Origin of the sequence: Belliella pelovolcani, from assembly GCF_900156785.1 — a bacterium.
In the GTDB taxonomy this organism is placed as follows: Bacteria; Bacteroidota; Bacteroidia; order Cytophagales; family Cyclobacteriaceae; genus Belliella; species Belliella pelovolcani.
This window is the reverse complement of sequence record NZ_FTOP01000021.1, coordinates 1-24,007: the sequence shown is the minus strand read 5'-3', so window position 1 is coordinate 24,007 and position 24,007 is coordinate 1. Positions and strand designations below refer to the sequence as shown.

General features: G+C 39.5%; 16 protein-coding genes and 1 pseudogene. 8 read left to right on the top strand and 9 right to left on the bottom strand.

Annotated elements, in window-relative coordinates:
- The first annotated feature begins 533 nt into the window (after positions 1–533).
- The 3 genes from BW935_RS16570 (at position 534) to BW935_RS16560 (ending at position 4,390) form a co-directional block, all read left to right on the top strand.
- Positions 534–2,198: an ABC transporter substrate-binding protein gene (locus BW935_RS16570; protein ID WP_076502907.1), complete on the top strand. Its 1,665-nt coding sequence runs from the start codon at positions 534–536 to the stop codon at positions 2,196–2,198.
- Between the two features lie 133 nt (positions 2,199–2,331).
- Positions 2,332–3,627 carry a glutamate-1-semialdehyde 2,1-aminomutase gene (gene hemL, locus BW935_RS16565; protein WP_076502906.1) on the top strand — a complete coding sequence of 432 codons (1,296 nt, stop codon included), beginning with the start codon at positions 2,332–2,334 and terminating at the stop codon, positions 3,625–3,627.
- A gap of 412 nt (positions 3,628–4,039) precedes the next feature.
- A complete protein-coding gene (locus tag BW935_RS16560; protein WP_076502905.1) occupies positions 4,040–4,390 on the top strand; it encodes a Spx/MgsR family RNA polymerase-binding regulatory protein in 351 nt (116 codons plus the stop codon).
- A gap of 54 nt (positions 4,391–4,444) precedes the next feature.
- Here the strand turns inward: BW935_RS16560 and BW935_RS16555 are convergent, their stop codons facing one another.
- Positions 4,445–5,539, bottom strand: coding sequence for a BF3164 family lipoprotein (locus BW935_RS16555; RefSeq protein WP_076502904.1), 1,095 nt, complete (start codon positions 5,537–5,539; stop codon positions 4,445–4,447).
- Between the two features lie 760 nt (positions 5,540–6,299).
- Between BW935_RS16555 and BW935_RS16550 the strand changes: the two genes are divergently transcribed.
- The 3 genes from BW935_RS16550 (at position 6,300) to BW935_RS18505 (ending at position 9,405) form a co-directional block, all read left to right on the top strand.
- Positions 6,300–6,551 (top strand): hypothetical protein, encoded by a 252-nt coding sequence (locus BW935_RS16550; protein ID WP_076502903.1) that lies wholly within the window; start codon positions 6,300–6,302, stop codon positions 6,549–6,551.
- Positions 6,552–6,967: 416 nt separating this feature from the next.
- Complete coding sequence (locus BW935_RS16545; protein WP_076502902.1) at positions 6,968–7,576, top strand: hypothetical protein; 609 nt, start codon at positions 6,968–6,970, stop codon at positions 7,574–7,576.
- A 1,688-nt stretch (positions 7,577–9,264) separates the two neighbouring features.
- On the top strand, positions 9,265–9,405 hold the full coding sequence (locus BW935_RS18505) for a hypothetical protein (RefSeq protein WP_175606689.1): 141 nt from the start codon (positions 9,265–9,267) through the stop codon (positions 9,403–9,405).
- Positions 9,406–9,437: 32 nt separating this feature from the next.
- Here the strand turns inward: BW935_RS18505 and BW935_RS16540 are convergent, their stop codons facing one another.
- The 8 genes from BW935_RS16540 to BW935_RS18810 all read right to left on the bottom strand — a co-directional run bounded on the left by BW935_RS16540 (position 9,438) and on the right by BW935_RS18810 (position 22,519).
- Positions 9,438–9,797, bottom strand: a complete 360-nt coding sequence (locus tag BW935_RS16540; protein ID WP_076502901.1) for a hypothetical protein — start codon at positions 9,795–9,797, stop codon at positions 9,438–9,440.
- Positions 9,794–11,068 (bottom strand): RHS repeat-associated core domain-containing protein, encoded by a 1,275-nt coding sequence (locus BW935_RS16535; protein ID WP_217695383.1) that lies wholly within the window; start codon positions 11,066–11,068, stop codon positions 9,794–9,796. Before BW935_RS16535 ends, BW935_RS16540 begins: the two co-directional genes overlap by 4 nt.
- 1,109 nt (positions 11,069–12,177) lie before the next feature.
- On the bottom strand, positions 12,178–13,398 hold the full coding sequence (locus BW935_RS18500) for an RHS repeat domain-containing protein (RefSeq protein WP_076502898.1): 1,221 nt from the start codon (positions 13,396–13,398) through the stop codon (positions 12,178–12,180).
- 515 nt (positions 13,399–13,913) lie between these two features.
- Entirely contained in the window at positions 13,914–14,252 is a 339-nt protein-coding gene (locus tag BW935_RS18495; RefSeq protein ID WP_175606688.1) for a hypothetical protein, read from the bottom strand.
- Entirely contained in the window at positions 14,249–14,737 is a 489-nt protein-coding gene (locus BW935_RS16520; RefSeq protein WP_139325565.1) for a hypothetical protein, read from the bottom strand. Before BW935_RS16520 ends, BW935_RS18495 begins: the two co-directional genes overlap by 4 nt.
- Positions 14,734–18,804: a DUF6443 domain-containing protein gene (locus BW935_RS16515; protein ID WP_217695382.1), complete on the bottom strand. Its 4,071-nt coding sequence runs from the start codon at positions 18,802–18,804 to the stop codon at positions 14,734–14,736. The genes BW935_RS16520 and BW935_RS16515 overlap by 4 nt, the downstream gene beginning before the upstream one ends.
- 5 nt (positions 18,805–18,809) lie before the next feature.
- On the bottom strand, positions 18,810–21,980 hold the full coding sequence (locus BW935_RS16510; protein WP_076502895.1) for a hypothetical protein: 3,171 nt from the start codon (positions 21,978–21,980) through the stop codon (positions 18,810–18,812).
- A 413-nt stretch (positions 21,981–22,393) separates the two neighbouring features.
- A complete protein-coding gene (locus BW935_RS18810) occupies positions 22,394–22,519 on the bottom strand; it encodes a hypothetical protein (RefSeq protein ID WP_262484377.1) in 126 nt (41 codons plus the stop codon).
- A 257-nt stretch (positions 22,520–22,776) separates the two neighbouring features.
- On the opposite strand from BW935_RS18810, the pseudogene BW935_RS18805 reads away from it, so the two are divergent.
- A pseudogene (locus BW935_RS18805) lies at positions 22,777–23,223 on the top strand (recombinase family protein); the annotation flags it as partial.
- A gap of 75 nt (positions 23,224–23,298) precedes the next feature.
- Entirely contained in the window at positions 23,299–23,994 is a 696-nt protein-coding gene (locus BW935_RS18720; protein WP_262484378.1) for a recombinase family protein, read from the top strand.
- The last annotated feature ends 13 nt before the right edge of the window (positions 23,995–24,007 follow it).

Sequence of the window (24,007 nt, the reverse complement as noted above, 5' to 3'; positions counted from 1 at the left end):
TATATCCATGAATATCTGAATAAATATAAAGTTGGAATTTGTTTCTTTACTGGTAAGCTTTCGTATATCAGCATTTTCTTTTCTATAACCGCAAAATGGATTAAATTCGTATCCCATTTCAATCGGAATGATATTTGCCCAAATCTCTTTATAAAATAGCCTCAATCTGGACTGTTTTATAATCATGAAACAATGTCGTTTAGATAAGACTACAAGTTGAATTTAAACTTTTCCAAAGTTGGGTTAAAAGTGAAAAACAAGAATTGTTTACAAATCTGAACTTTGGAAAAGCTACCCTAAACTAAACGACATTGAATCCTGAAAATGATTATACGCTTCTTTACAAGTAGCTTCAATTTCTGACACAAAAGGGTGTTGCAAAACAATATCTATTAGTATCTAAATATCAATTAATATCGATTTGGACTGAAAACCCAAGCTTAATTTCATTGCTGGCAAAGTTCCGTATATACATATCCTGAAATGTTCATTCAATCAAGCCCAATGGCTTTTGAAAAACGAGATATAATCCTATGAAAAGTATTTTCCTGTTGCCCTTGTTTCTGCTTTCATTTTTTGTTCAAGTACAAGCACAAGACCCACTAAATAATTATAACAGAGCCAAAACGCTCATCAGTTATGGTAATTATAAAGATGCCATGGATCTGCTTCGCCCTTATATGGATGAAAAGCAATTTGGTAATCTTTCTAATTATGCCACTTTCTATTTTGCTCAGGCAGCTTTTCTGAACAAACAAACTGCGCTCGCTAAGGCTTCGCTCTCACCTTTAATTGAAAATGCCCGTTGGGAGAAAATTGAAGATGTGAGGTACCTGATGGCTTTGGTTCATTTTGAAGAGGAAAGCTTTTCAGATGGCTTAGGACAAATTCTTTTGATCACAGATGAAGATCTAAAAAAAGAAGCTGAAAATGCTACCTACAATTACTTAAAGAATGCTTCCTTGAGCTACATGGTAGGTAATATAGCTAAATATGAATCAAATAAAGGTTTTTTGCTAGCGCTAAAAGAACAGCTGGAAAGACAAACCGTCATGTCCTCCAATGACCGAAATATCTACAATCAAATCAAAGATGTAAGGGTAGAAGGTCAAAAGGACCTTACACCTCAAGTCAAGCGAGATGATGTGCTGGATATTGCAGTTGTTCTACCCTTCAACTACAATGGAGGTACTGATGTCAGACGACTAAATTCCACGAATTTCATTTTTGAACTGTATCAAGGGATCAATTTTGCAATAGAAGAAGCCAGAAGAAAAGGACTTAGATTCAATGTCAAATCCTTTGACACGCAAAGAAACCCTGATAGAACACGCAGCATCCTGGCAGATCCATTTTTTGATATAGCAGATGTGATCATCGGACCTCTTTACCCTGAAGAGATGGATGTTGTAGCCGCTTTCTCTGAGAAAAAAGGCATCCCTTTCATCAATCCACTTTCCAATATTGATGACAAGTTGGAGACTTTTGATTTTGCATACCTTTTTAGACCATCTATCAGCTCCATAGCTAATGGAGTCATGGATTTTGCAAGAAAAAATATTGAAGGCAAAAGAATTGCTATCGCTTATTCAACTGCGACCAGAGATGAAATGCTAGCCAAAAAAATTGCTGAGGAATCCAGTAGGTTTGACTATCAAATTGTCGCAATTGAAAAAGTCAACGAAAGAAACATCAGAGACTTCTTTGATCGTATCAATCTGAAAAGAGGCAATGAAAACCCGAGAACAGACATGGTCATCATACTTTCTGATGATCCCAATGTAGCCTCTCCCACTTTTGGATTGCTAGAGTCAATCTCTAGAGAAATACCAGTCTTAGTGATGGATAGCTGGCTATACTTCAACTTCGCCAACTTCGAGATGCTACAAAGCCAAAATTTCCATTTTATAGCAAATAATACCATGAAATTTGGTAGTCAAGAATTGGAGGATTTTAGAGAGGGATTCTATGCTAAGTATAAAGTTTACCCTTCACTCAATGCACATTTGGGCTATGAATTAATGACTTGGATTTCTGGAACAATTAATAATTCAAGGGGTTTTGATCTAAGAAATAACTTGAATCAAATGACCCAAACACAAGGGAAAATCTCATACGGATTAGATTTCAGAAACAGTAAAAACAACCGCTTTGTACCCGTTCTTCAATTACAAAAGGGCGTGTTGGAAATGAAGTAGTCTACAGTCGACTGTCAACAGTTGACCATAAACAACAATCTTTCAATTTTGAGAACTTCAGTTCCATGGTCGGTTGACCGTCGATCGTCAACCAAATTTCAATAACCAGTGTTAATAAATAAACCAAAAATAAATGCAAATCAGCAAAAGCAAAGCCTTGTTTGAAAAGGCTCAGAATTATATTCCTGGTGGTGTCAACTCCCCTGTTCGAGCTTTTAGAGCGGTAGGAGGGAACCCGATCTTCATTGAAAAAGCTGACGGAGCACATATCTATGATGCCGATGGCAATAGCTATCTTGAACTGATCAATAGCTGGGGTCCAATGATCCTTGGACACAATCATCCCATGATCAAAGAGGCAGTCATCAAAGCCATGGAAAATGGGACATCCTTTGGTGCACCAACTGCCAGAGAAGTGGAAATCGCTGAATTGATCACCAAAATGGTACCATCGGTTGAGAAAGTCCGTATGGTGAATTCCGGCACTGAAGCGACCATGTCTGCAATCAGAGTGGCTAGAGGATTTACTGGAAGGGATAAGTTCATCAAAATGGAAGGACACTATCATGGTCATGGAGATTCCTTCTTGATCGCAGCTGGCTCAGGTGCCATCACCATGGGCAACCCAGACTCACCAGGGGTTACCAAAGGAACAGCAAAAGATACTTTGCTAGCTCCATACAATGACCTAGAAGCTATAGAACAACTAATATCAGCGAATAAAGGTGAAATTGCTGCACTGATTCTGGAGCCTGTACCAGGTAATATGGGATTGGTTACACCCAAGCCTGGATATCTAGAAGGACTAAGGAAAATCTGTGACAGAGAAGGGATAGTTCTGATTTTTGACGAAGTGATGACTGGCTTCAGACTTGCCAAAGGAGGCGCACAAGAACTTTTCGAAGTTACACCTGACATGACTACATTGGGCAAAATCATCGGTGGAGGCATGCCTGTTGGCGCCTACGGTGGCAAAAAAGAAATCATGGAATTCGTATCACCAGCAGGGCCTGTTTACCAAGCTGGAACGCTTTCTGGAAATCCTATTGCCATGGCGGCAGGTTTGACCATGCTACAGTATTTGGATACACATGACGAAGTCTACGCGCAACTCAATACCATAGGGGATAAGCTAGTTTCAGGAATTCAAGCTTCTTTGAATAAACTTGATCTCAATTACACCATCAATCACCTAGGAAGTATGTACAGTTTATTTTTTACTGACAAAGAGGTCTTTGATTTTGCCTCAGCCAAGCATGCGGATACGGGCCTTTTTGGCAAGTACTTCCAAGCCATGCTCCACAGAGGAATATACCTTGCTCCATCACAGTTTGAAAGCTTATTCCTCTCTACAGCCTTGACAGACGATTATATCTCCCAGATTCTAAATGCCAATGAAACCTCTTTAAAAGAGATTTTGAGTTTGTGAAAAAGACACAAGAAATAAGACACAAGAAATAAGACACAAGAAATAAGACACAAGAAAAAAGAAACAAGAAACAAGACACTAGAGCTAGTATTCCCAAAAATGATTATCCGCAATGACACCTGGAATTCAATAAAATGAAAGGATCAAGCGGATAATCGTCGACGGTCGACGGTTGACAGTCAACAACAGCCGAATTTAAGGTTTAAATCTAATACAAATGTTTACTGGTGTGAAAGCGGATATACATATTCCCTAACCAACGATAAACGTTTAACGATTTTAACGCTCAACCTTTATCCCAATTCACCAAATAATCAGTTAACCAAATAATCAATTAACCTTTTAACCAAATAACCCATTTGCCCAATTAACGCTTAACGCATTTAACGTTTAACATTTTAACTACAAAACCATGCAACTCAAAATATACGGCATCAAAAACTGCAACACCATGAAAAAGACCTTCGAATTCTTAGAATCGGAAGGAATTGAATATGAATTCATCGATTATAAAAAGCAAGCACCAGATGCGGCACTTTTGGTGAAGTTTGCCGATAAAGTAGGCTTCGAGGCCTTGATCAACAAGCGAGGTACCACCTACCGGAAACTCGACGATGCAGACAAGGAAAAGTTAGAATCCGAGAAGTCCGCACTTGCAATGCTAGCAGAAAAAAGCTCCATGATCAAAAGACCCATCATCGAATTCCCAAATGGAGATTTGGTACTGGGCTTTGAGCCGGAGGAGATCAAGGGGAAGTTTTGATATTGAAAAGGGGATCTACTTCCCCCTTTTTTTAACTTTTTTTGGTTTATTGATTCAATTCAAAGTGATTTTAAACAGGTTAGGCTGACCGTCGTCATGATAGCCGATTAAGTATTTACCTTTTGCGTCCGCGGCAATAAGATTTAAGTTCTTATCTGATTTGATAAGCTTGACTGGTTTTCCCTCCCAATCATATACCAATATAGTATTGCTGTCTACACCTCCTTCTTTTCGAGACTTACCTGAATAAAGTATATATATATATTTCTCGGTTACAGTAGTACTCAAACAGCCTTTCTTGTTATCGGAGGTCATAGTAGCCTGAATAGCATTGCCAGATACCCCATTAAATAAAGGTGACCAATAATGTTTTTGGGCAATTACACTAAGTGAATTATCAGTATTTAAAGCTATAATATCAAAATTAAAAGAATTAATTGATGTTGATATGAACAAAGGTTTTTTTGGATGTTTTATAATTTCTCCTTGATAAGCCATAGCTAAGACATTATGGTCATACTGACTTAACTCTTCTTCAAAAGGATATTTCCCGAATTCCGAAATAATTGATCCATTATCTATGCTAGATAAAGCAAATCTTTGTTCAAATAGTCCAGTACCTACAAGATTTTTTTCGTCTAATTTTATGATTTTCTGATAATTGTAATCAAACTTCCCATAATCTTTGAGGCAGGAGTCTTTCATGGAGTTAAATTGATTTTCGTCTAAAAAAATCTCTCTATAACCAAAATTCTTTCTATTATTAACACCGATAACTGATGAACTTTCATTTAAAATTTGAATGGAAGCAGGAAATTGAATTTCACAAGGACCATTACCAATTCTTCCAAATGACCCTAAAAAAGCTTCATTAGATAAGCCAATTATTTTAAAATGTTTTTCACTATTCGGATCTGAGACGATTAGATTATCATTTAAAATTAATAAATCATACGCCCTGTTAATGTGCGTGGAAGCTATTGACATGTATTCAGCTTTCAGTTTTTCAACAGTTTCAAATTCACTTAGTTCAAAAATTGAAATATCCTCCTTTGTATTTTCTTTGCAGCTTAAAAGAATAGCAATAAGTAAGAAGGGAATCCATAAATTTATTTGGAATCTGAATGAATGATTTACTTTCGTCTTCATAATCGTACTTTTAGTGTAATGGTTTAGTTATAAAATAACTAGCAAATAAGTTTAAAAGCAAATAGTATGAATTAATTAGATGTTGGTGTAGCTAATTAAAAAAAGCTATCCATCTTGGATAGCTTTTTCTGCTTTTAAAACTTAAACATTATGATTCTAACCGTTGAGAATTTTTTAAAATTATTAATTAAATATAAATAAAAAAAAATAAACATCTTTGATTGTTTCTAGCTAATAAAAAAAGCGCTATCCTTTACCTATTTTTGGGGGATTTCAAAGATTTTTTTTCAACAGTTAGGTGTAGATTGCATCTGTTTCCACGGCTAGGTGTAGATTGCATCTGTTTCCACGACTAGGTGTAGATTGTATCTACACCTTCAATATTTTTTTGAATCAACTTGCAATAGTATTTGTCTTTTTTGAATCAGTGACCATCTGTTCGATCCGCAAAATCAGCGTTCTATTAGATCGTGAAATGCGTATAACAATGCCATCATTTTATGTTTATGGGAATAATCAAAAAAGCCCCCTTGTTTTTTGACCTTTTAATTTTGGGTGCTCGTAATCAAAAAGTGATGTTTTGGCCGTATTTGAATGTTTTATTAATCGTGTTAATGTTAAAATATATTTTAATTTAAAACGTATTTAATAATATATCAAATAATAAAATTTTATAAATTATTAATATGATTTGCTTTTAACCAAACAAGCACTTAGCTTTAACAATAAAGTTAATATCCACTTTAACCTATATTTTATTATGGATAAGTTTTATTTTATTCTAATTATTTCAGTGTTGTTTGGCTGTACTTCAGAATTAGAAAATTATCAATTAGAAAAATCCACGGAGGAATCAATCCTTCAACTAGAAATTGATATACTGGATGGAGAATATTCATTTTCAACAGAGGAAAGGCAAAGGGTCATTGATATGGTCTTTGATGGTTCTACAAAAACGTATATTGAAGAGTTAAAAAAAGTAAAGGAAATATTAGTTTTAAATCCCGAATAAAAGGAAATCTATAAGAAAAGACTTAATGGCTCAGAGCAAAAAAAGTATAATAGTGTTTCATTAAGAACTACTGATGATGATGATGATGATATCTTATTTCATAAAGTTACTTTTATTAATCAACAAGATGTTAGTTTTGTTGATTATGTCTGGCTTTTTAGTTCGAGAACATTACTAGATGTTTCTCGTGACGCAAATTTAGAACCATCAGTATGGTGTGAAGAGGCAGGAGCGAGTTCAGCATGTGTAATGAAAATCCAAATGTGAGGTGTTGAGCAAAGTGCACAATCATATTTGTATCCAGAAGATGTAGATTGAGGATTTGTATTACCCTGTGTGGCATACTCAACCTCAAAATTATGGCTTTTTACAGAAATGCAAGGCGAACTTGGATATTAATTTAATTATAGGATTACATGAAATACTATTATTTACCCCTAATTTTGAGTTCCTTTTTTAGTTGCCACTATCAAAATAACAATGAAAAGGAATTTGTTTTTGATAGAGATAAGTCGAAGAATAAAGTTGATTCTTTGATAAATGTTGATTTTACAGTAGTAGATTATGAATACTTTGATTCTGAATTTAATATTAAACCAATATCTTCAAAGGAATTTCAAAAGAAGGTTAAAGTAATGAATCTTGGGAAACGAAATAAGATGGATTATACAGATTCTATTCATGTCTTATTTTTTGATCATTTTCAAGATTGGGATGCAGCAAGGATTGCTACAAATCAAATAGTGAGTACTTGGGAGACAATCAGTTTTTGTATTTGGACTAGTGAAGAAGAAGCCAAGGCAAAAGGAGAGTCTTTAGGATTTAAATTTCCAAGTTTATTTTTGAAATATTTGGAAACCGATCCAGATATTCAGTGGTTTCAAGAGCGAAAAAATGAATTAAAAACCGGACTAAAGAAAATAAAACCAGACTTGAAAGTGGATGAATTAAGCACAAAAGAAATTTTAAGACAGTCCTTCTACAGTTCAGAAGTAAGGTTAAGGAAATATCCCCACAAGCATTGAAAGTTTAATTAGTTGTCAAAAAAATAAATATCTCTAACTAATTTATCATTTAAACCAATTTAGATTACGGCATAAAATAGCCAAAAAGAAAAAAAAGGAGTTTGATTTTTCACAAAAAAGTACAGGAAATAATATGATTAAATTAATATTTTGCGTTTAAATTAAGCTTTAATTTTAAATAAGATCTTATTTTTCATAATCGGAAAGGAAAAAGTTACATGCTCAATCTTTTCGCCATTTCGCTTAGACAAAAATACTGATTTACAGGCAAATAACTACTTTTACTATTTAGATAAAAAATAAAAAACTTAGTTATAATTAAACTTTACTTAATATATTCATCTATAAATTTGTTTCGAGGCTAAAGCTAAACTGTAAAAATTTTAAAATTCAGTTAAGGTTATGAAAAAGATCAATAAAATGCAATTAAGTAAAAAGAATTAGAACATTTTACAAATTGAAAGACTGTTTGGTTAAAAAGACGAATAGGAGCCAATGCTGAGAGTGGTTTAGATTAACCTTTTAAAACCTAAATGGAAGAGAATTTCAGGGGAGAAGTAAACTGATTCTCATTTGGAAATGAGTGAAACTTAAGAGGTGACAAAGCAGTCCATAGCCTCCGTTTTGACATAAACAAAGAACCCCACATGAACGAAACATTAGCTTTGACCCCAAAATCACAAGGGAAACATATTGAATCATGGCAGACTTTTAAGAGGACCAGGTTAAAGCAGTCATTGGTGTTCTTTGTAACACTTAAGACCTGTCAGTCCATAACAAAGAAATTTGTGGACAGAGGACGACGGAGGCTATTAATTACTTTAGCGACAGGTTTATCTCCAAAGTGAAGAGTCATAAAATTGACCTTTACATGATCTTTTCTATGATGAATAGCTTGAAAACAAGCATCTCAAGATAATTAGAGAAGTGCAAATAAGACAAAAAATCCCATATAATCTTTTATGGATTGATAAAAAAGATAGTTTGGGAATCTTGAGGATGTAAATTTATGATAATGAGGAGACAAACTTTTGACTCAGGGTGCTGATTGATCTATATTACCTTAGTGGAATGGATATTCTGTACATACAAATTTTCGGTTTTTCATTCATTTTTATTCATCCCTTTTGATTTTGACATAACTAAAAAATTTTATCAGGCTTAACATATTTTAATTGTCTCGTTAAAGCTTGAATCTAGGATAAGTTTGTGAAGAGTGAGAGAATTGAATTTGATATTAAGGTGATTCTCTCGTACTTTTTGTTCCCGAAATAATCGGGACAGGCTTTGACGCGAAAAGTAACAACCCCGAGGCATCGGGGCAAGACGGAGATATTCCCGATAGTGATCGGGACAGGCCCCGATAGTGATCGGGACAGGCTCTATCCACCCACAAGGCCACCGCTGGCCCGGATCTCCGTCGTCCTGCCCGCATTAAAGCGCAGATAGTCACAAGACATATCCCCCGCAATGCTGCGGGGCAGGCTCCGTAGGGGGATCAACACTTAGTAGCCCCGTACCAGGCGCTTGAATGTAGGGATAGTCACAATGTCCGACATGCGCCGCAGTGCGGGGTTGAGATGTGCGCACGAATGACCGCGAGTCCCGTTAATTATAGATATAGGGGAAAGGAATAGAGATCGGGACGATAAGGGGAGGGTGTTTTGAGGGGGATAAAGGGTTATTTAATGATCGCAATTGCAAATTCCGAAAAGCGGATTGCTGAACTCGAACCCGAAGAAAAAAATATGGTATTCAAGATGATTGATACTTTCCTGACCAAAAAGAAGTTCAAGGACTTCTTCCAAAAAAATGTGGCCGCTCTATAAAGAAAAAACCCGGACTTGCCGGGTTTTTGTATTTAAAATTTCGTGAAAGTATACATTAAGATTTTATCGCCCTTATATAAATATAGGGTATCAGAAAATGCTCTTTTTTCAACCTTATCTCCACTTTCAGCCGTATAGTTGAAAATACTACCTTCGTTTAATCTTTTATCCGTAAGTGGATAAAAAATAAACTCTCGACCATCATCTAATTTCATTCCTGTACCTTTATACGCAATCCTAACTGATTCAATTCGATTGTCAATATCGGCAGCATTGAAAACTTCAAAGTGCTTCTTTCCTTTGTTTTTTGCCTGATTTTGCATCCAAATTCCAACAGGAATAAGGATTACAAATAAGATCAAGCCAAGTATTACCATATGCTTCATTTTCATTTTCTCTTTCTATAAAAATCGTGTAGAATAAAGGTGTTACTAACTCCACCAGCTGCATTGGCAGGTAATGGCCCCGCTGGCAAACCTGCCCCAATATTAACTTGACCACCAATAATTCCATAACCAGTTGATGTTGGCGACCAAGAACCTGTAACTCCAATTTTACCGCCTGCTGCAACACCACCAGAACCCCATATAGAAACCTGACCGTCCTGAATACTCGTTTGTAACATTCCACGGTTAATATCTCTCACAGGCCCTAAGTAATTTGCTCTACCAATGTTTAAAGTGGCGTCAACTGAAAATCCACCACCAACGCTTTGTGTCGTTGTGATTGCGGGTAAAAAAGATGATTCTGGGCCTCTTAAAACCCAATTGGCTTCAAAACTGGTTCCACCACCGACTCCAGCTATACCAGTAAACCCACCTCCAATTGATATAAAATCAGGAACATAGCTTCTAGCAATTGGACTATTCCAAATTTCTGATGCTGTTGCGGTGATTTCGTCATAAGGCTGAGCCAGCACTAGGGCACTTTTTATTACCCCATCATCTCTTCTTCCAACAACATCCAACCCATCCAGAGAACTATCTCTAAAATAGCTTGCCCCTTCTTTTCTGTTATTTACAGCCCAAGACCCGTCAGATTCCTGCTCAACCTTATGACGGCTAAACCATCCCGTACGTATTTTATTGTCTTTTGCCCATTGCTTGGCATCTGATTCCGTTTCAAAAAGACCGTTAGGGTCGATGTACCTAATCGGGTTATTAAACCCGAACCTGTACGGTGTCCAGCCTGGAGCTTGGCTTGCCAACGGATCCACAACTCCCCACCTACCAAGCAAAGGGTCATACATCCTCGCCCCATAATCATACCAACCCAGATTGAGCTCATCCTGAAACTCTTTGCCATTGAATTTTTCACGGTTTGTGTGGTTGCTGTAGCTGTAGGCTAGGCCTGTGAGCTCGCTACCAAATGAGGGCAAAGACGTGAGTCTTTGAGCCAGGTTATGCGGTGGCTGGGATTCCTGGACGATGATGGGGGTGGTGCTTTGGACGGTGAAGTCATCAAACCACACGTTTTCTGATGTTTCATTGACCAGATATACTTCTATAAATCCATCTTCTTCTACTTTCAGCGTATCTGAAAGGTATTCGTGTTTGTTTTTGGAGGCTTTGGTGAGCAAATGCTTGCCTCGGGCTATTTCCACACTATCACTGTTGTAGAGGCTGTAGGCCATGTAGGCTTCGGGGACTTCTTTCTCTCCCAAATCACTAAGTACGGAATATTTAGAATTGCAAGTTGATTTACTCCAGGAGATACCTTTGTTCCAAACTCTGTCAGACCTTGGATAAGGTTTACCTTATTGGTAAAGGTACTTGCCAATACAGGCAATTTAGTAGATTTCTTTTACTCTTCAAATTTGTATGGCTTTGAGAATTTTAGTGTTCAAAGGAAAGGGTATGTTAAGTTAGGTTTGTAGATAGTGAGAGAAAATATTTATAGTAGATATATTATTTCCTCTTACTTTTTTCATTGATAATCCGCCACGGCGGACTTTAAGAGAAAAGTAACAATCCCGAAAGCTTTCGGGACTAGGCCTGAGGTGATGCTTTTAAATTGGGATTACGGATTTGTAAAGAATATAAGATCAATACCCAATTTAATTTTAAGCTAATTGCTCCAACCTAAAAATGGGTGGATCTTGCTGCAAGCTTCGCAAGCTAATCCATTTTTTTAACGGTTTCCACAATTAACTTAAAAGCAGCCTCACCAAGGGCCGTCCTTAAAGAAACTAGGAGTTAAGAAAAGGGAAAAAGAACTGCAAGAAATGGTTGAGGCGGCAAAAAATTAGCGGATGCCTTCGGAGTGTCGCTGGACTATGTGGTCGGTGAGGGGGTAAACAGCTCCTTCGACAAAAAACCGTCAAACTCCCGCAGGACATCGAAAAACTGCAGTTAGAGGACAGGAATCACATCTTCGCACTGATGGACGCATTCCCCTTCAAGTGCCAGGTGCAGAACTTCCTCAGCGCATAAAACACGAAAGCCCGGCAGTGCCGGGTCTTTTGTGTTTTTTATTGAATAGCTATCATTCTATATATAATTAAGACAATACTAATTACAAGTAAAACATAATAAAGCTTCCATTTTCGTAATATACTTGTGACAATCAACATAACAAGGGACAACAACTCCACCAAATTGAATGCTATAAATAATCTTTTATGTTTATAAATGGAGTAAGGACTAAAGAACTCACTTCCGAAAGGAAATAAGCCAGGGTTTACGATAGCATCATATAAATCAAGAATAATCGATAAAACGATAAAAGACGGGATCACATTTATTACCACTAAGAAGAGTATTTTTTTCATAGTCATCGATCTAAAAACTTAATACCTTGATTTGTCGGGTTGTTTTGAATATTAAAACGCAAATTCTCAGGATATTTAACTCTGAGAACCACCTTTTCATTACCAAGGTCACGATTCATGAATGATTGAGTAAAAGCATTGATACCTGCTCCACAATCAATACAACCCCTACTACCCCAAAGTCCTCCTCCATGCAAGTAGAAATTATCCCTCCCAAAAGTTTGGGCCCCTTCATTTTGTAATTTCCATCTATACTCACCCCATGAATGGGTGCCTCCCGGCCAGTTTGAACCACCTAGTGGAGCAACCATTTTCCTTACAAGATCAATATCTTCAAACTGCTGAAACCCGCTTTCATTCGAACCCGGCACAAATGGTCTCTTATTAATCGAGTACGTTCCCTCGGGAACAGGCCCTACATCACGAATCCTTTGCCTATCTCTTGAATAGTCGAAAATCCTAGTTCGGTTCCAATAACCGGTGGGGTCTAACCCTTGTCCAGAAACCGCATCGAATCTTTCCGAATGCAATTTAAAACCAGAAAATTCATTACCAGTTTGCCAGTTATATGTTAAAGCAGATCCATCAAAATCTATAAGCTCAGTACCAATATTTGACCAAGAATTACCACCCGAATCTGAAAAACCTTGCGAAGAATTATTAAACCATTGAACTTCCCCATCTTGATTCTTAAAATAGTCATCCAACCTTCCATCTGGATCAATCCTAATAATTGGGTTGTTCTGGACATAGTTATACGGTGTCAGCCAACTTCTTTGATCTGCCAACGGATCCACAACTCCCCATCTACCCAACAATGGGTCATACATCCTAGCACCGTAGTCATACCATCCTAGATTGAGTTCGTCTTGGAATTCTTTGCCGTTGTATTTCTCACGGTTTATATGGTTATTATAATTATATGCCAAACCTGTGAGTTCGCTACCGAATGGATAGTAGTGCGATTCTTGGACGATGATTGGGGTTGTGCTTTGGACGGTGAAGTCGTCAAACCAAACGTTTTCTGATGTTTCATTGACCAGATATACTTCTATGTATCCATCTTCTTCTACTTTCAGCGTATCTGAAAGGAATTCGTGTTTGTTTTTTGAAGCCTCTGAAAGCGGATGCTTACCTCGTGCTACCTCCACACTATCACTGTTGTAAAGGCTGAAGGCCATGTAGGCTTCCGGAACTTCTTTCTCTCCCAAATCGCTAAGCACGGAATATTTAGAATTGCAAGTTGATTTACTCCAGGAGATACCTTTGTGCCAAACTCTGTTAGGCCTTGGATAAGGTTTTCCTTATTGGTAAATGTACTTGCCAATATAGGCAATTTAGCAGATTTCTTTTGATCTTCAAATTTATCTGGTTTTGAGAATTTTAGTGTTCAAAGGAAAGGGTATGTTAAGTTAGGTTTATCGAAAGTGAGAGAAAATATTTATAGTAGATAGATTATTTCCTCTTACTTTTTTGCTTGATCAAAAAAGTAACCAAAAAATCAAGTTGGAGAAATCCTATCAGCGCGCAAGGCCACCGCCCGCCCGGTTCCCCAACATACCCACCCGCATCAGACGGTTTGAATGAAGGTGATGGGTTATTCATAAAAGTAATTGAGGCTGTACCCTTAATAAAACCAGTATGCCGTCCGAAGTCGTCATTGAGGACAAGACAGCAGTAGAGCAGCTCAGGCTTATTCAGAAAATGGAGGACGAGGACAAGCAGACCATCTTCAAGCTTATCGACAAAATGCTCCCAAAAATCCATTATTGGCAGGATAAAATTTGGCTAAAACTCTCGTTACCCCCTTAGCGGCAATAGCTTTAGAAGCCAACACCCTACTTCTATAATCTACTAAATTCAGTTTATTTTGAAAACAACTCTCTAAATTATTTTCAATAACATTGAAAGCTATTAGGGAAATTTCCTTATGAAAAAACAAAGAGGTTGCTTTTTCTTGAACATAAGGAGGAGTAATAGCTGCATTTGTAGTGTTCAGACTTAGAACAAGTGCAGTTAAAACAAACAGTATCATTCCTGTAAACCAATTTCTTATTATTACTTCAAAAAACCTCATGATATTCCTAAGACTTGTTTAGCATTATATGAGATCAAGTAATCTGAATTTGTAGTGTGTTCCTGAATGAGTTTTGAGATTTCCGAATCTTGCATTCTTATCAAATAGTGAAATGCAGAAATTAATTGGAATTTGTCTTTGATTGTTTTGAAAGAAGCTTTTGATTTCTCAATCATTTTTTGATCTTGATTGATTTCAAATATTGAAGTAGCTGTAATGATCTTTGCCATCTCATCATTCAGACTTTCCAGTAATTCATACAAAACAGGGAGAGACTTTTCAGACTTCATATAGCCTAAAGTTTCAACAATAAGCATATCAGGTTTTTTCTGTAGCATCGTGATAAGCTCTGTTTCCACTTTAAATATTTCCACATCACTCAGATTATCAATTAATTGCTCATTTGAGAATCCATTTCTATGCTGATAATCGTCAGGAGGAATGATTTCGCTTATTATCTTATTAATGTCCATAGCTTCCATCATCTATAAATTATGTTTATTCTTCTCTGCTGAAGAATTGGCTTTTCGACGGCGTTCCATATTCCTGTTGGAGAAGGATTATTTAAAAAGACATTAACATTGCTTCCTTTGGGAATGCCTTTCGCATATGTAGAGGAGAGTCGTGCCCACCAATTATATGCTTGCGAACCTGGATAGTATGGCATGCCTTCTGTCATTTTCATGAGATTCTGCCCAGCTCGTGTCTGACTTAGTGTTGTAAATCCTTCATTTAGTGCTCTTGCTTCCGTGCCTGCACCTGAGAAAAATGCTCGACTACTCGTCTTAGCGGCATTCCCGGAAGCAAACTCAGCCCCCATTTCTGCTGCTTGGAAGGTCGCCAACATCGTATTATTGATGAGACTATAGCCATACCCAATAGCACGCTTTGTGTCTCGCCACCACTCAGTATCTCCACCAAGTCCCTCTCTTCCTTTTATACCATAGGTCGAATAGTTTTTGCCTTCTGTCATCCACCTGTCTGCTGCCCTTCCCAAAACACCGTCAAATGACCGTGGAGCAGAAACCGTAAACTCTGGAAGCGTAGAACCTTCATAAACTTTATCATTTTTTTCATCTCCTTGGGCTCTTTTATAAACATCGACTTGCTTTTCTACTTGTAGTATACGGTCTAGGTCCAGATCTTCGTTAAATTTTGACAAAGCGCCATTTTGATCAAAAGGTGCCATGCCATCTGGGTCGGTAAACCTTATCGGGTTATCAAAGGCATAGTTGTAAGGCGAATGCCTTCGCATCTGCTCCGCCAAGGGATCAACAACTCCCCATCTTCCTAATAATGGATCATACATCCTAGCCCCGTAGTCGTACCATCCTAAGTTGAGTTCGTCTTGGAATTCTTTGCCGTTGAATTTTTCACGGTTTGTGTGGTTGTTGTAGCTGTAGGCTAGGCCTGTGAGCTCGCTTCCAAAGGGAAAGTAATGGGATTCTTGGACGATGATTGGGGTGGTGCTTTGGACGGTGAAGTCGTCAAACCACACATTCTCACTTGTCTCGTTGACTAGATAGACCTCTATATAACCATCTTCTTCTACTTTCAGCGTATCTGAAAGGAATTCGTGTTTGTTTTTTGAAGCCTCTGAAAGCGGATGCTTGCCTCGGGCTACTTCTACACTATCACTGTTGTAGAGGCTGTAGGCCATGTAGGCTTCGGGGACTTCTTTCTCTCCTAGGTCTCTGAGGATAAGCCAGAGTACATTTATGACTGCCAGCTCTCCTCCTGTTTTGCTTAGTCGGTTGCCTGATTCTGTCAGGCCTTGGATCAGTCGCTCCTTGTCTGCAAATCCTCCCGCAAACAGGGGTAAGTTAGTGGATTTCTTTTGATCTTCAAATTTTCCTTGTACACTTAGATTGAGTGTTTGCCCTTGCTGTACTTCTTGGGTTCGGATTGGTCCAAGAACCCTGCCTCTGTCTGCATTAAGCCAAATTACCCTATTTCCACCTTCTGTAGTATTGTGACGGTGGTCTGACTGACGGCTTTCTCGGAGGTTTTCGAAGTTGGTTTCTTCTTCTTCGGCAGCATTCATTTCCATGGTAGCCATCAGCATGGTAGATTGAGCATCTCTGACTACTTGACGGATATTGCCAAGGTGATCTTTGTGAAAATATTCTTGATAGATTTCTCCCCCCTCAGCAACATTCCTACCTTCTTCGTGACCAAAGTGTTTTAACACATTCCCTTCATAGACAAAGCCATTGAGGTAATTAGTAGTATTGGTTAGTGTGGTTCCTGTGTAAACCCTTTGCTGAAGTTTTACACCTGTAGCATCATAGGTATATTCTACCCGGCCAGCAGTGCCATTGTTGAGGGGAATGACAGCTGGGAGATTGAGGTGGTTATAGGTGATGTTTGAATCCATGCCTTTGTTCAGGTCTCTAGCGAGGTTGCCATTGGCAAGGTAGGTATATGCAGTAGTCTGCGTGCTGTTCTGTTTAAAATCCCCAAGACCTATTGTCTTGTCTATACTATCCACTACGCGAGTGAGCCTATTGCCTGAGTAGGTGTAAGTCAGGTTGTCAATGATTCCAAATGCTGAAGGACTAGTCTGTCCTCTTCTCCTCAAGCCAGTGATGTTGCCATTTTTGTCATAGTTCAGGTTATCGACGGTGTATCGATCAGATTCAGCAGTCCAGCTTGTGCCAGATTTGGCTCGAAAATGGGCCGCCTTCAATCTTGCTGCTGGATCATAAGTATAGCCATAGGTTCTTTCTACACCATTGGCGGCACTTTTCCACCTTTGTCCTGCAATATTTCCTGCAAATTGCGGCGTGGTATAGCCAAAATCATAATACAAGCGCATGCCAAATGTAGCAGCACCCAGATTCTCTGGGTTGTTGATATGTGTAAGCCAACCCCTAGGGTTGTATTGATAGGTGACTGTCTGTAATCCACCACCCATGGTTTTGGATATTTGCTGACCTAGTTCGTCATAGGTATAAGTTGCTAAGGTGACAGTAGCACCAGTATCTATCCTTTGTGTTATGGACAACAATCTATTGGCATGATCATAAGTGTAATTTTTCAAAACATTTACATCAACACTCACACCTGTTTTGTTTTGGACATGATATGATCTGGTGAGGTTGCCAACAAAATCATAACTGTTAGTGGTATAAGATGTGCCTCCATTGAATGGATTGATTTGTTTGGTCTGGATGACCCTACCTTTATCATCGTAGAAATTGACTGTGGTGACATAATGGTTGGTAGTCCCCAACACTTTTGCCCTTGTACCTGTTAGTTTTCCGTGGATCTTATTGGTAGGTACTGGGGCAGATACAAACTGGTTATTAAAAGCTGTGTTAAAAGTGTGGGTGGAACTATTGATGTTATAAGAATCATAATAATACTCTACAAAAAGCTCTGTTAGGGTAATGCTATTGGCATAATTGCTATTATTATTTTGATTCGTCTGTAGTGTAGCTCTGCTTGCAGAGGAATCCCATCTTCCTTCCTGAGTAGGGCGGTCCAAGCCATCATATTTATATACTAGCCAGTAATTTTGGGTTTTTTGAAAATCATCTTGCTGGAAAACCAGTCTATCTCGTTGGTCATAGACCATGTAATGTATCCCTCCTCCGGGAATGACCTTTTCGATGACTCTACCCCTGACATCATAGGTGTATTTGAAATACAAGTTGTTGACAGTAGTTCCCTCTACATCCCAGGAGTTAGACAAAAGATTCTCTACTGCTTTTGGAGGGAGTACATACCTGAGTTGGGATTTATAATCATATACATAATAAGTACAGAGCCATCCTGTATGGTTATTTCCAGGGCTTGCTACTTCCTGCACTTTGGTGAGGACTTGCCTACCTAGCTTATCAGTGTAGGACAATGTTCTGAATCCATCTTCATTGATCTGCTCACTTACCCACAGGTCACCAGCTGGATAAGCACCTACTAGCGTGGGCTTTGAGGCTGTTGGATTAGCGTACTTCAGTATTTTGACATCTTCTGAAAGCGTATTGGGCCTTTCGTTGGAAGTGACTCCTCTATTTGAGCCGGACCAGCTATTGCCTGGAGCTGATACTTTTTCTTGTTTTCCTCTAGGGGATTTTTCGTATTGGATTCGGGTAAAGAAATTGCCCTCGTTGGCATAGATGGTAGCAAGTCTGGAGTTGTATTCCGTACCGGGCGAAAGTTTGAACTTGCCTGTTGTACCTGCCGAAGGATAGGCCATCAGCCCATATTTCTCCCTGCCGGCCTGGTCGTAGACCACTGGCTGTACGATGTCTTTGAGGGTTGGTGAATTCCTGTAGACCACTTTTTGGATTGGCCGTCCTAATCCATCAAGATAGTTAGTGGTTGTGGTCGCTTGTGTTTCTGAGGGGAAGCTAGCAATAGATGTCACTGGAGTTCTCGGTATGACTTCCCTTACAAAGCTGAGGTTGACCCCGGAAGTGTGTGAGGGGATGGTCAACACCTCAGTGGAAGATGCTGTCGATGTGGTTACCGCGTTGGGTACGTTTTGCGAATAGGAAGGGGCAATGCTATAAATGCCCAACAGGAAGAGTGTGAATATCCTTTTCATGGCGGTCATAGTAAAGGTCCAGATTTGTATCTGTATTCATATTGGCTTAGGATATTCCCCTTGTCGTCAAAAATACGCCATAGCCTTCTATTGGCATCATACTGAAACCTCTGCACGGTGCCGTCGGCTTCAGTCACCGAGCTGATACCGACAAGAGGCCGGTGTGTATAGGTTTTGATCTGCGCATTGAGCGGGTGCAGCCGCAGGTCATCGATCATGGCATTGCTCCCCGATATGGTAAGGGTACCTGAAGTGGTTATCGTCCTTGTCACAAACTGCCAGCTACTGCTGTTGATGGCGGTTGTGGTTCCGTTTGCCGTCACTGTTCCCGCCCCCGAAAACGATTTCGCCCAGAAGCTGACCACAAAGGGGGTTGCACTACTTGCCGATACGCTCCTTGTGATATTGGTTCCGGCTGTGAAGGGATAGACCCTGGATCCGGTCATCGCGTCGTTAAGGTTTGTCGGGGTTCCGCTGTAAGTCCAGCCTCCCTTTTCATTGGTCTCAAAAGAGGTATAGGCCACGTCGGCGGTGGTTGTATTTGTGGCTTCCAGTACGGGAAGCAGTCCCTTATGGTCATATCGGATTACCTTTCCGACACCGTTCTCGCTAAACCCCGTGAGGTTGCCATAACCGTCGTACTGGGTATCCGATACCTGTTGCCTCCAATTGGCCAAAGATTGGTTGGGGGAAATGGTAGGGAAAGTATATGCCAGGGGTGATGCGGGTTCAAACATAAAGATCCCACTGGCTAAATACCTTTCACCTGATTTCATGACCGGCTTCATAACCCCGGAAAATGCATTTCCGTCAAGGAAATCCAACTGCATCAACGGTATGCCCACCATATTGTTGGAGGTCATTTCCTGGTATACTGATGAGGAAAACTGGTAGGGGTACCTGAATTTCCTGGAATAAACCTTCCCGTCTACATCTTGGAATGTTTCCTCCAACAGGGTGGCGTATACGGGATCATGGCTGAGCTCCGACAGGGTTGAGGTAAAGGTATTGTTTGAGGGATCCGGATGGAATGTCTTGCTTATTTTTTTTATGGGGGCTAGCAATGCGGAAAAATAATCATAGAAGAAATAGTCAAACCTTGCCGGATAGAATGGGTTGAACATGGTTTCCTCTATTTCGCTTTCCCTGAGTGTAGCCTTTAGGACTTTGGTGAATCTCTGTTGGCTGTTGCTGTTCAGGGTGCCGTCATAATACACTTTGTACACAGTTGAATCCAAATTTATGATATGGAAGGCACTTCCGGTCTTGGCATAATATTCAGTTTTTAGCGGAAGGCCTGTATATACCGAATTGTCTGCCTGAACCGTAAAATCTGAAGGCCTGTCCTGTATATTCTGCGGGGAGGTAAAATGGTACACTGTTTTTCCGGAAGTATCCCCCTGCTGGACAGTCTCTGTAACCTGGGAATAGCGGACCGTCCTTGGCCATACGCTATAGAAATCGGATGCCTGGTTGCTAAGCACGGCATAATCACACACCAATGAAAAGGGCCATTGGTCTATTGGGCTCTGTCTTTGGGTTTTGGTCTGGTAGAAGGAATGGCTTCCCAGCATGCCTATCTGGAATGCACCGGCGTAACTGTATAGTTTGTTTATGGCAAGAATCCCGGTGTCGGTGTACATGTTCACCTCCTTCAGTCTCAGCCCCCCCATTCCGGGATTCAGCTCATAGGCAAATGTGGTACTTCCCCCCGTTGGGTATATGACCCTGTTCAACATCCCCATTGCCGTATGGCTTTCCGAGGAAGATCTGTTAGCCCCCGAATAAACAACCGGGGTTGAAAGGGTGGGAATCATGGTGGCAGGGTCCAAGCCATTGAAATAACCATAAAAATCCTGTCCAAAATGCAGTCTTGCCGGAAGGCCCGGGTTATATTGGAAAACATAAAGCTCATCATCCATCCTTACCGAATCAAGTTTCAGCCTATACCCTATTTCCGCCGGGAAATTCAACCCGAACTTACTGCTGATGCCTGCCGAAAAATAGCCTGTATGGAGTTTGGCCTTCTTGATTGTTACCCCCTCATATTTGACCAAGACACTGTCAAGGGCCTTGCTTCCAGCCAGATCGGTCCTGTTGGACTGCTTGAACTTAAAGGAAATTTCATGCCCCCTGTTCGAGGTTATTTTGGAAAGCACCTTGGCATTTACATTGTTGTAGGCTATACACATCTCGTCAAGCTGCTCGGAAGTGGTACATCCCTGTCCGGTCGTGATCGTCCTGTACCTGGACTCGACCACCGAATGTGCATAGTTATAGCTTTCGTTCAGATATTCAAAATTCACGGTATCCCTGTTGGCAGTAACGATTCTTGAAAGAAACCTTGTCTCTGAGCCTCCGACAATGGGACATCCCGTCAACCCGGGCTGTGGACAGTTGTTGGTGGAGTTGGAGCCTTCCACCACATCGAATATGTAGATATTCCCAAATTCGTCTTTTGCGGTATTGCCTGTAAAGACTGTTCTTTGGTAGGGGTATGGAATAAAATTGCCCGATTGGAAATCCATAAGTTTGCCGCTTTTCCCCAAGAAGGAAAACGAATAAAAATCCGGCTCAAAGTCTATGCACCCCTCAAGGTTTAGCTTCAGCCACTCGTACGGTGTCTGGTTTCCCCCCGGATATGCATCATCGAAGGTAAAGACATTGTTGGGAAAAAAAGTGGATGGGTTGTCGGGGAATGCCCTGAACGAACCCATGTCGGGACGGTTTACGGTGCTTCTGGAAATCATGCCCCCTGCGTTCAAAACCCATCCTATTCCAACGTTTGAAGCCACTTCGTCCACCTTAATCCCAGAGGCACTATAGTCAAGCCTTACCGGTACGGTAAGGCCGGGAAGCGATATCTCATAAATGGGGATGCTGAGACTGACGGTACCGGAGGTATGATCGATCGGTGAATCAGAGAATTTTGCCAATGCAGCCGCCTGTGGGGATTGCACCTTCAGGTTATAGTCCAAGGGGATCAGGTTTGAATTGAAGTTGAAAGATTGCATCTGGAGATTGGTAGTGTCAACACCAATGGGCGGTAATTTGGAATCTACATCGGATTGCCGGCTATGGGACTTGTTCGGCATTAGGAAGAGTGCCAGATTGACCAAGACCATGGATGCCAGAAGGAATGATAGGTGCGAAGATGTTTTTGTTTGCAAATCCATAAAGAAAACATTTAGGGAAAATACGGACTATGCGGTACAATGACTGGCATGGTTTGGGTGGTTAAGTTGAAAAATATATCTGTATAAAAAAATACCTAGTTCGAGGTATTTTATTTTTCAGAAAAAAATCTTAACTAGTTGCATTTTAGAGGTCTTAACGATAAAATTTTCAAATACAAATTAATGTATTTAGAGACATTTTAAAGCAATTTCATTTTCAAGCCCAAAAACACCTCCAAATTTAATTTCTTACACCCCTCGAAAAAAAATAGAAGATTTTTTTTCAGTAAAATATTTTTTTGAGAAATTTTAACAAAAAATCAGTTTTAACATTAAAAACTAAAACCTTATTCTTTACTTTTACCCCTTTCCTATGTCCTTTCATTTTCGATAGCACTAAAGAAAAACTGCAATTAGACCAATAGAAACTTCGCTTCAGCAATAGCTTCTATATCCTCGAAAAAGTTCGATATAATTCCGCCTCCCGCCACAAAACAGGCAAAATAGACTACAGTAAAGTCCTTTCTGTTTGCACCCATAAATTTGACACTACAAAACCAGGAATAATAACCCACTTTCAAAATACAGTGTGATTTTTCCCCATTCAAATAGACCAATTTTATCTCCCTTTCACAAAGAAAAAAAGAGATGGTTAAAAATCGTTGGGAGCTCAAAACAGAAGAAGTCGAAAAAGTTTGTAGGAAGAATGGATTGGCTGTTGATAAAGAACAAGCTAGGTTTATACTCGATTTCATTAGTATCTTAGCCGAAGCAGCTTTTAACCCAAAAAATAATCATGAGAAAAGCAATCCTATACATCAGAGTAAGCACGGACGAACAAGCAGATAAAGGTTATTCACTTCCTCATCAAGAAGAGAGCCTTCGGAACTATTGTCGGAAAGAAGGTATAGAAGTTCTCAAAGTGATATAGGAAGATTTTTCAGCAAAAACTTTTGAAAGACCTGCCTGGAAAGGACTAATGATTGATTTCCGAAAAAAGAGCATGTGTCCTGATCTTATCCTATTTACTAAATGGGACAGGTTTAGTCGGAATGCTGGGGATGCTTACCAAATGATCAGTACACTAAGAAAATTGGGTATTGAGCCGCAGGGTATTGAGCAACCTCTTGATTTGTCCATTCCGGAAAACAAAATGATGCTGGCGTTTTATTTGGCAGCTCCAGAAGTAGAAAACGATAGACGTTCGCTGAATATACTTCATGGCCTTAGAAGGGCGAGGAAAGAAGGGCGCTGGCCGCGAAAAGCACCATTTGGCTACAGAAACATAACCACTCCGGAGGGTAAGCCGACAATAGTAGTGCATGAAAAAGAGGCACAGGAGCTGTTATGGGTTTTTAAAAGTGTGGTTGAGGCGAACTATAGCATTGATGAGATTGGCAGGCAAATAAGAAGAAAGGGTTCCACACTTACCTTAAAGAACCTTTGGTGGGTATTGAAGAATCCATTCTATTGTGGAAAAATATTCGTTCCTGCCTATAAAGATGAACCCGCAATGTTTGTAAAGGGACTCCACAAACCGATTATCACTGAATCTTTTTTTTATGAATTACAGGAAGCATTGCAAAATAGAGGGAGAAAAAGAAAAACTACCGTTGTTTCGCAAGAGGAAATACCCCTTCGTGGATTTCTGACCTGTCCGAAATGTTCCAAAAACCTTACTGCCAGTGCTTCCAAGGGACGGAAGCAGTATTACTATTATTACCATTGCTCCTCCAAGTGTGGGGTAAGGTTCAGAGCTGAAGATGTAAACAATGCATTCGTAAAAGAACTATCCAAATTCAAACCCAAAAAAGAGTTTGTCACCTCAATTAAAGAGCTGTTTACAGGGTTATTTGATAAAGAAAAAAAGCTTAGAGCCTCGGAGCGGTTTAAATTAATTGATCAAATTGATCAAGAAAGTGCAAAACTTATGTATCCCTCCGACCAACCCCATCTTGTAAAGAATGGATTTTATTTAGGTCGGTACTGTTCCCAGTTTGAAGGTAGTAGTTGATAGAGGTCTTTTT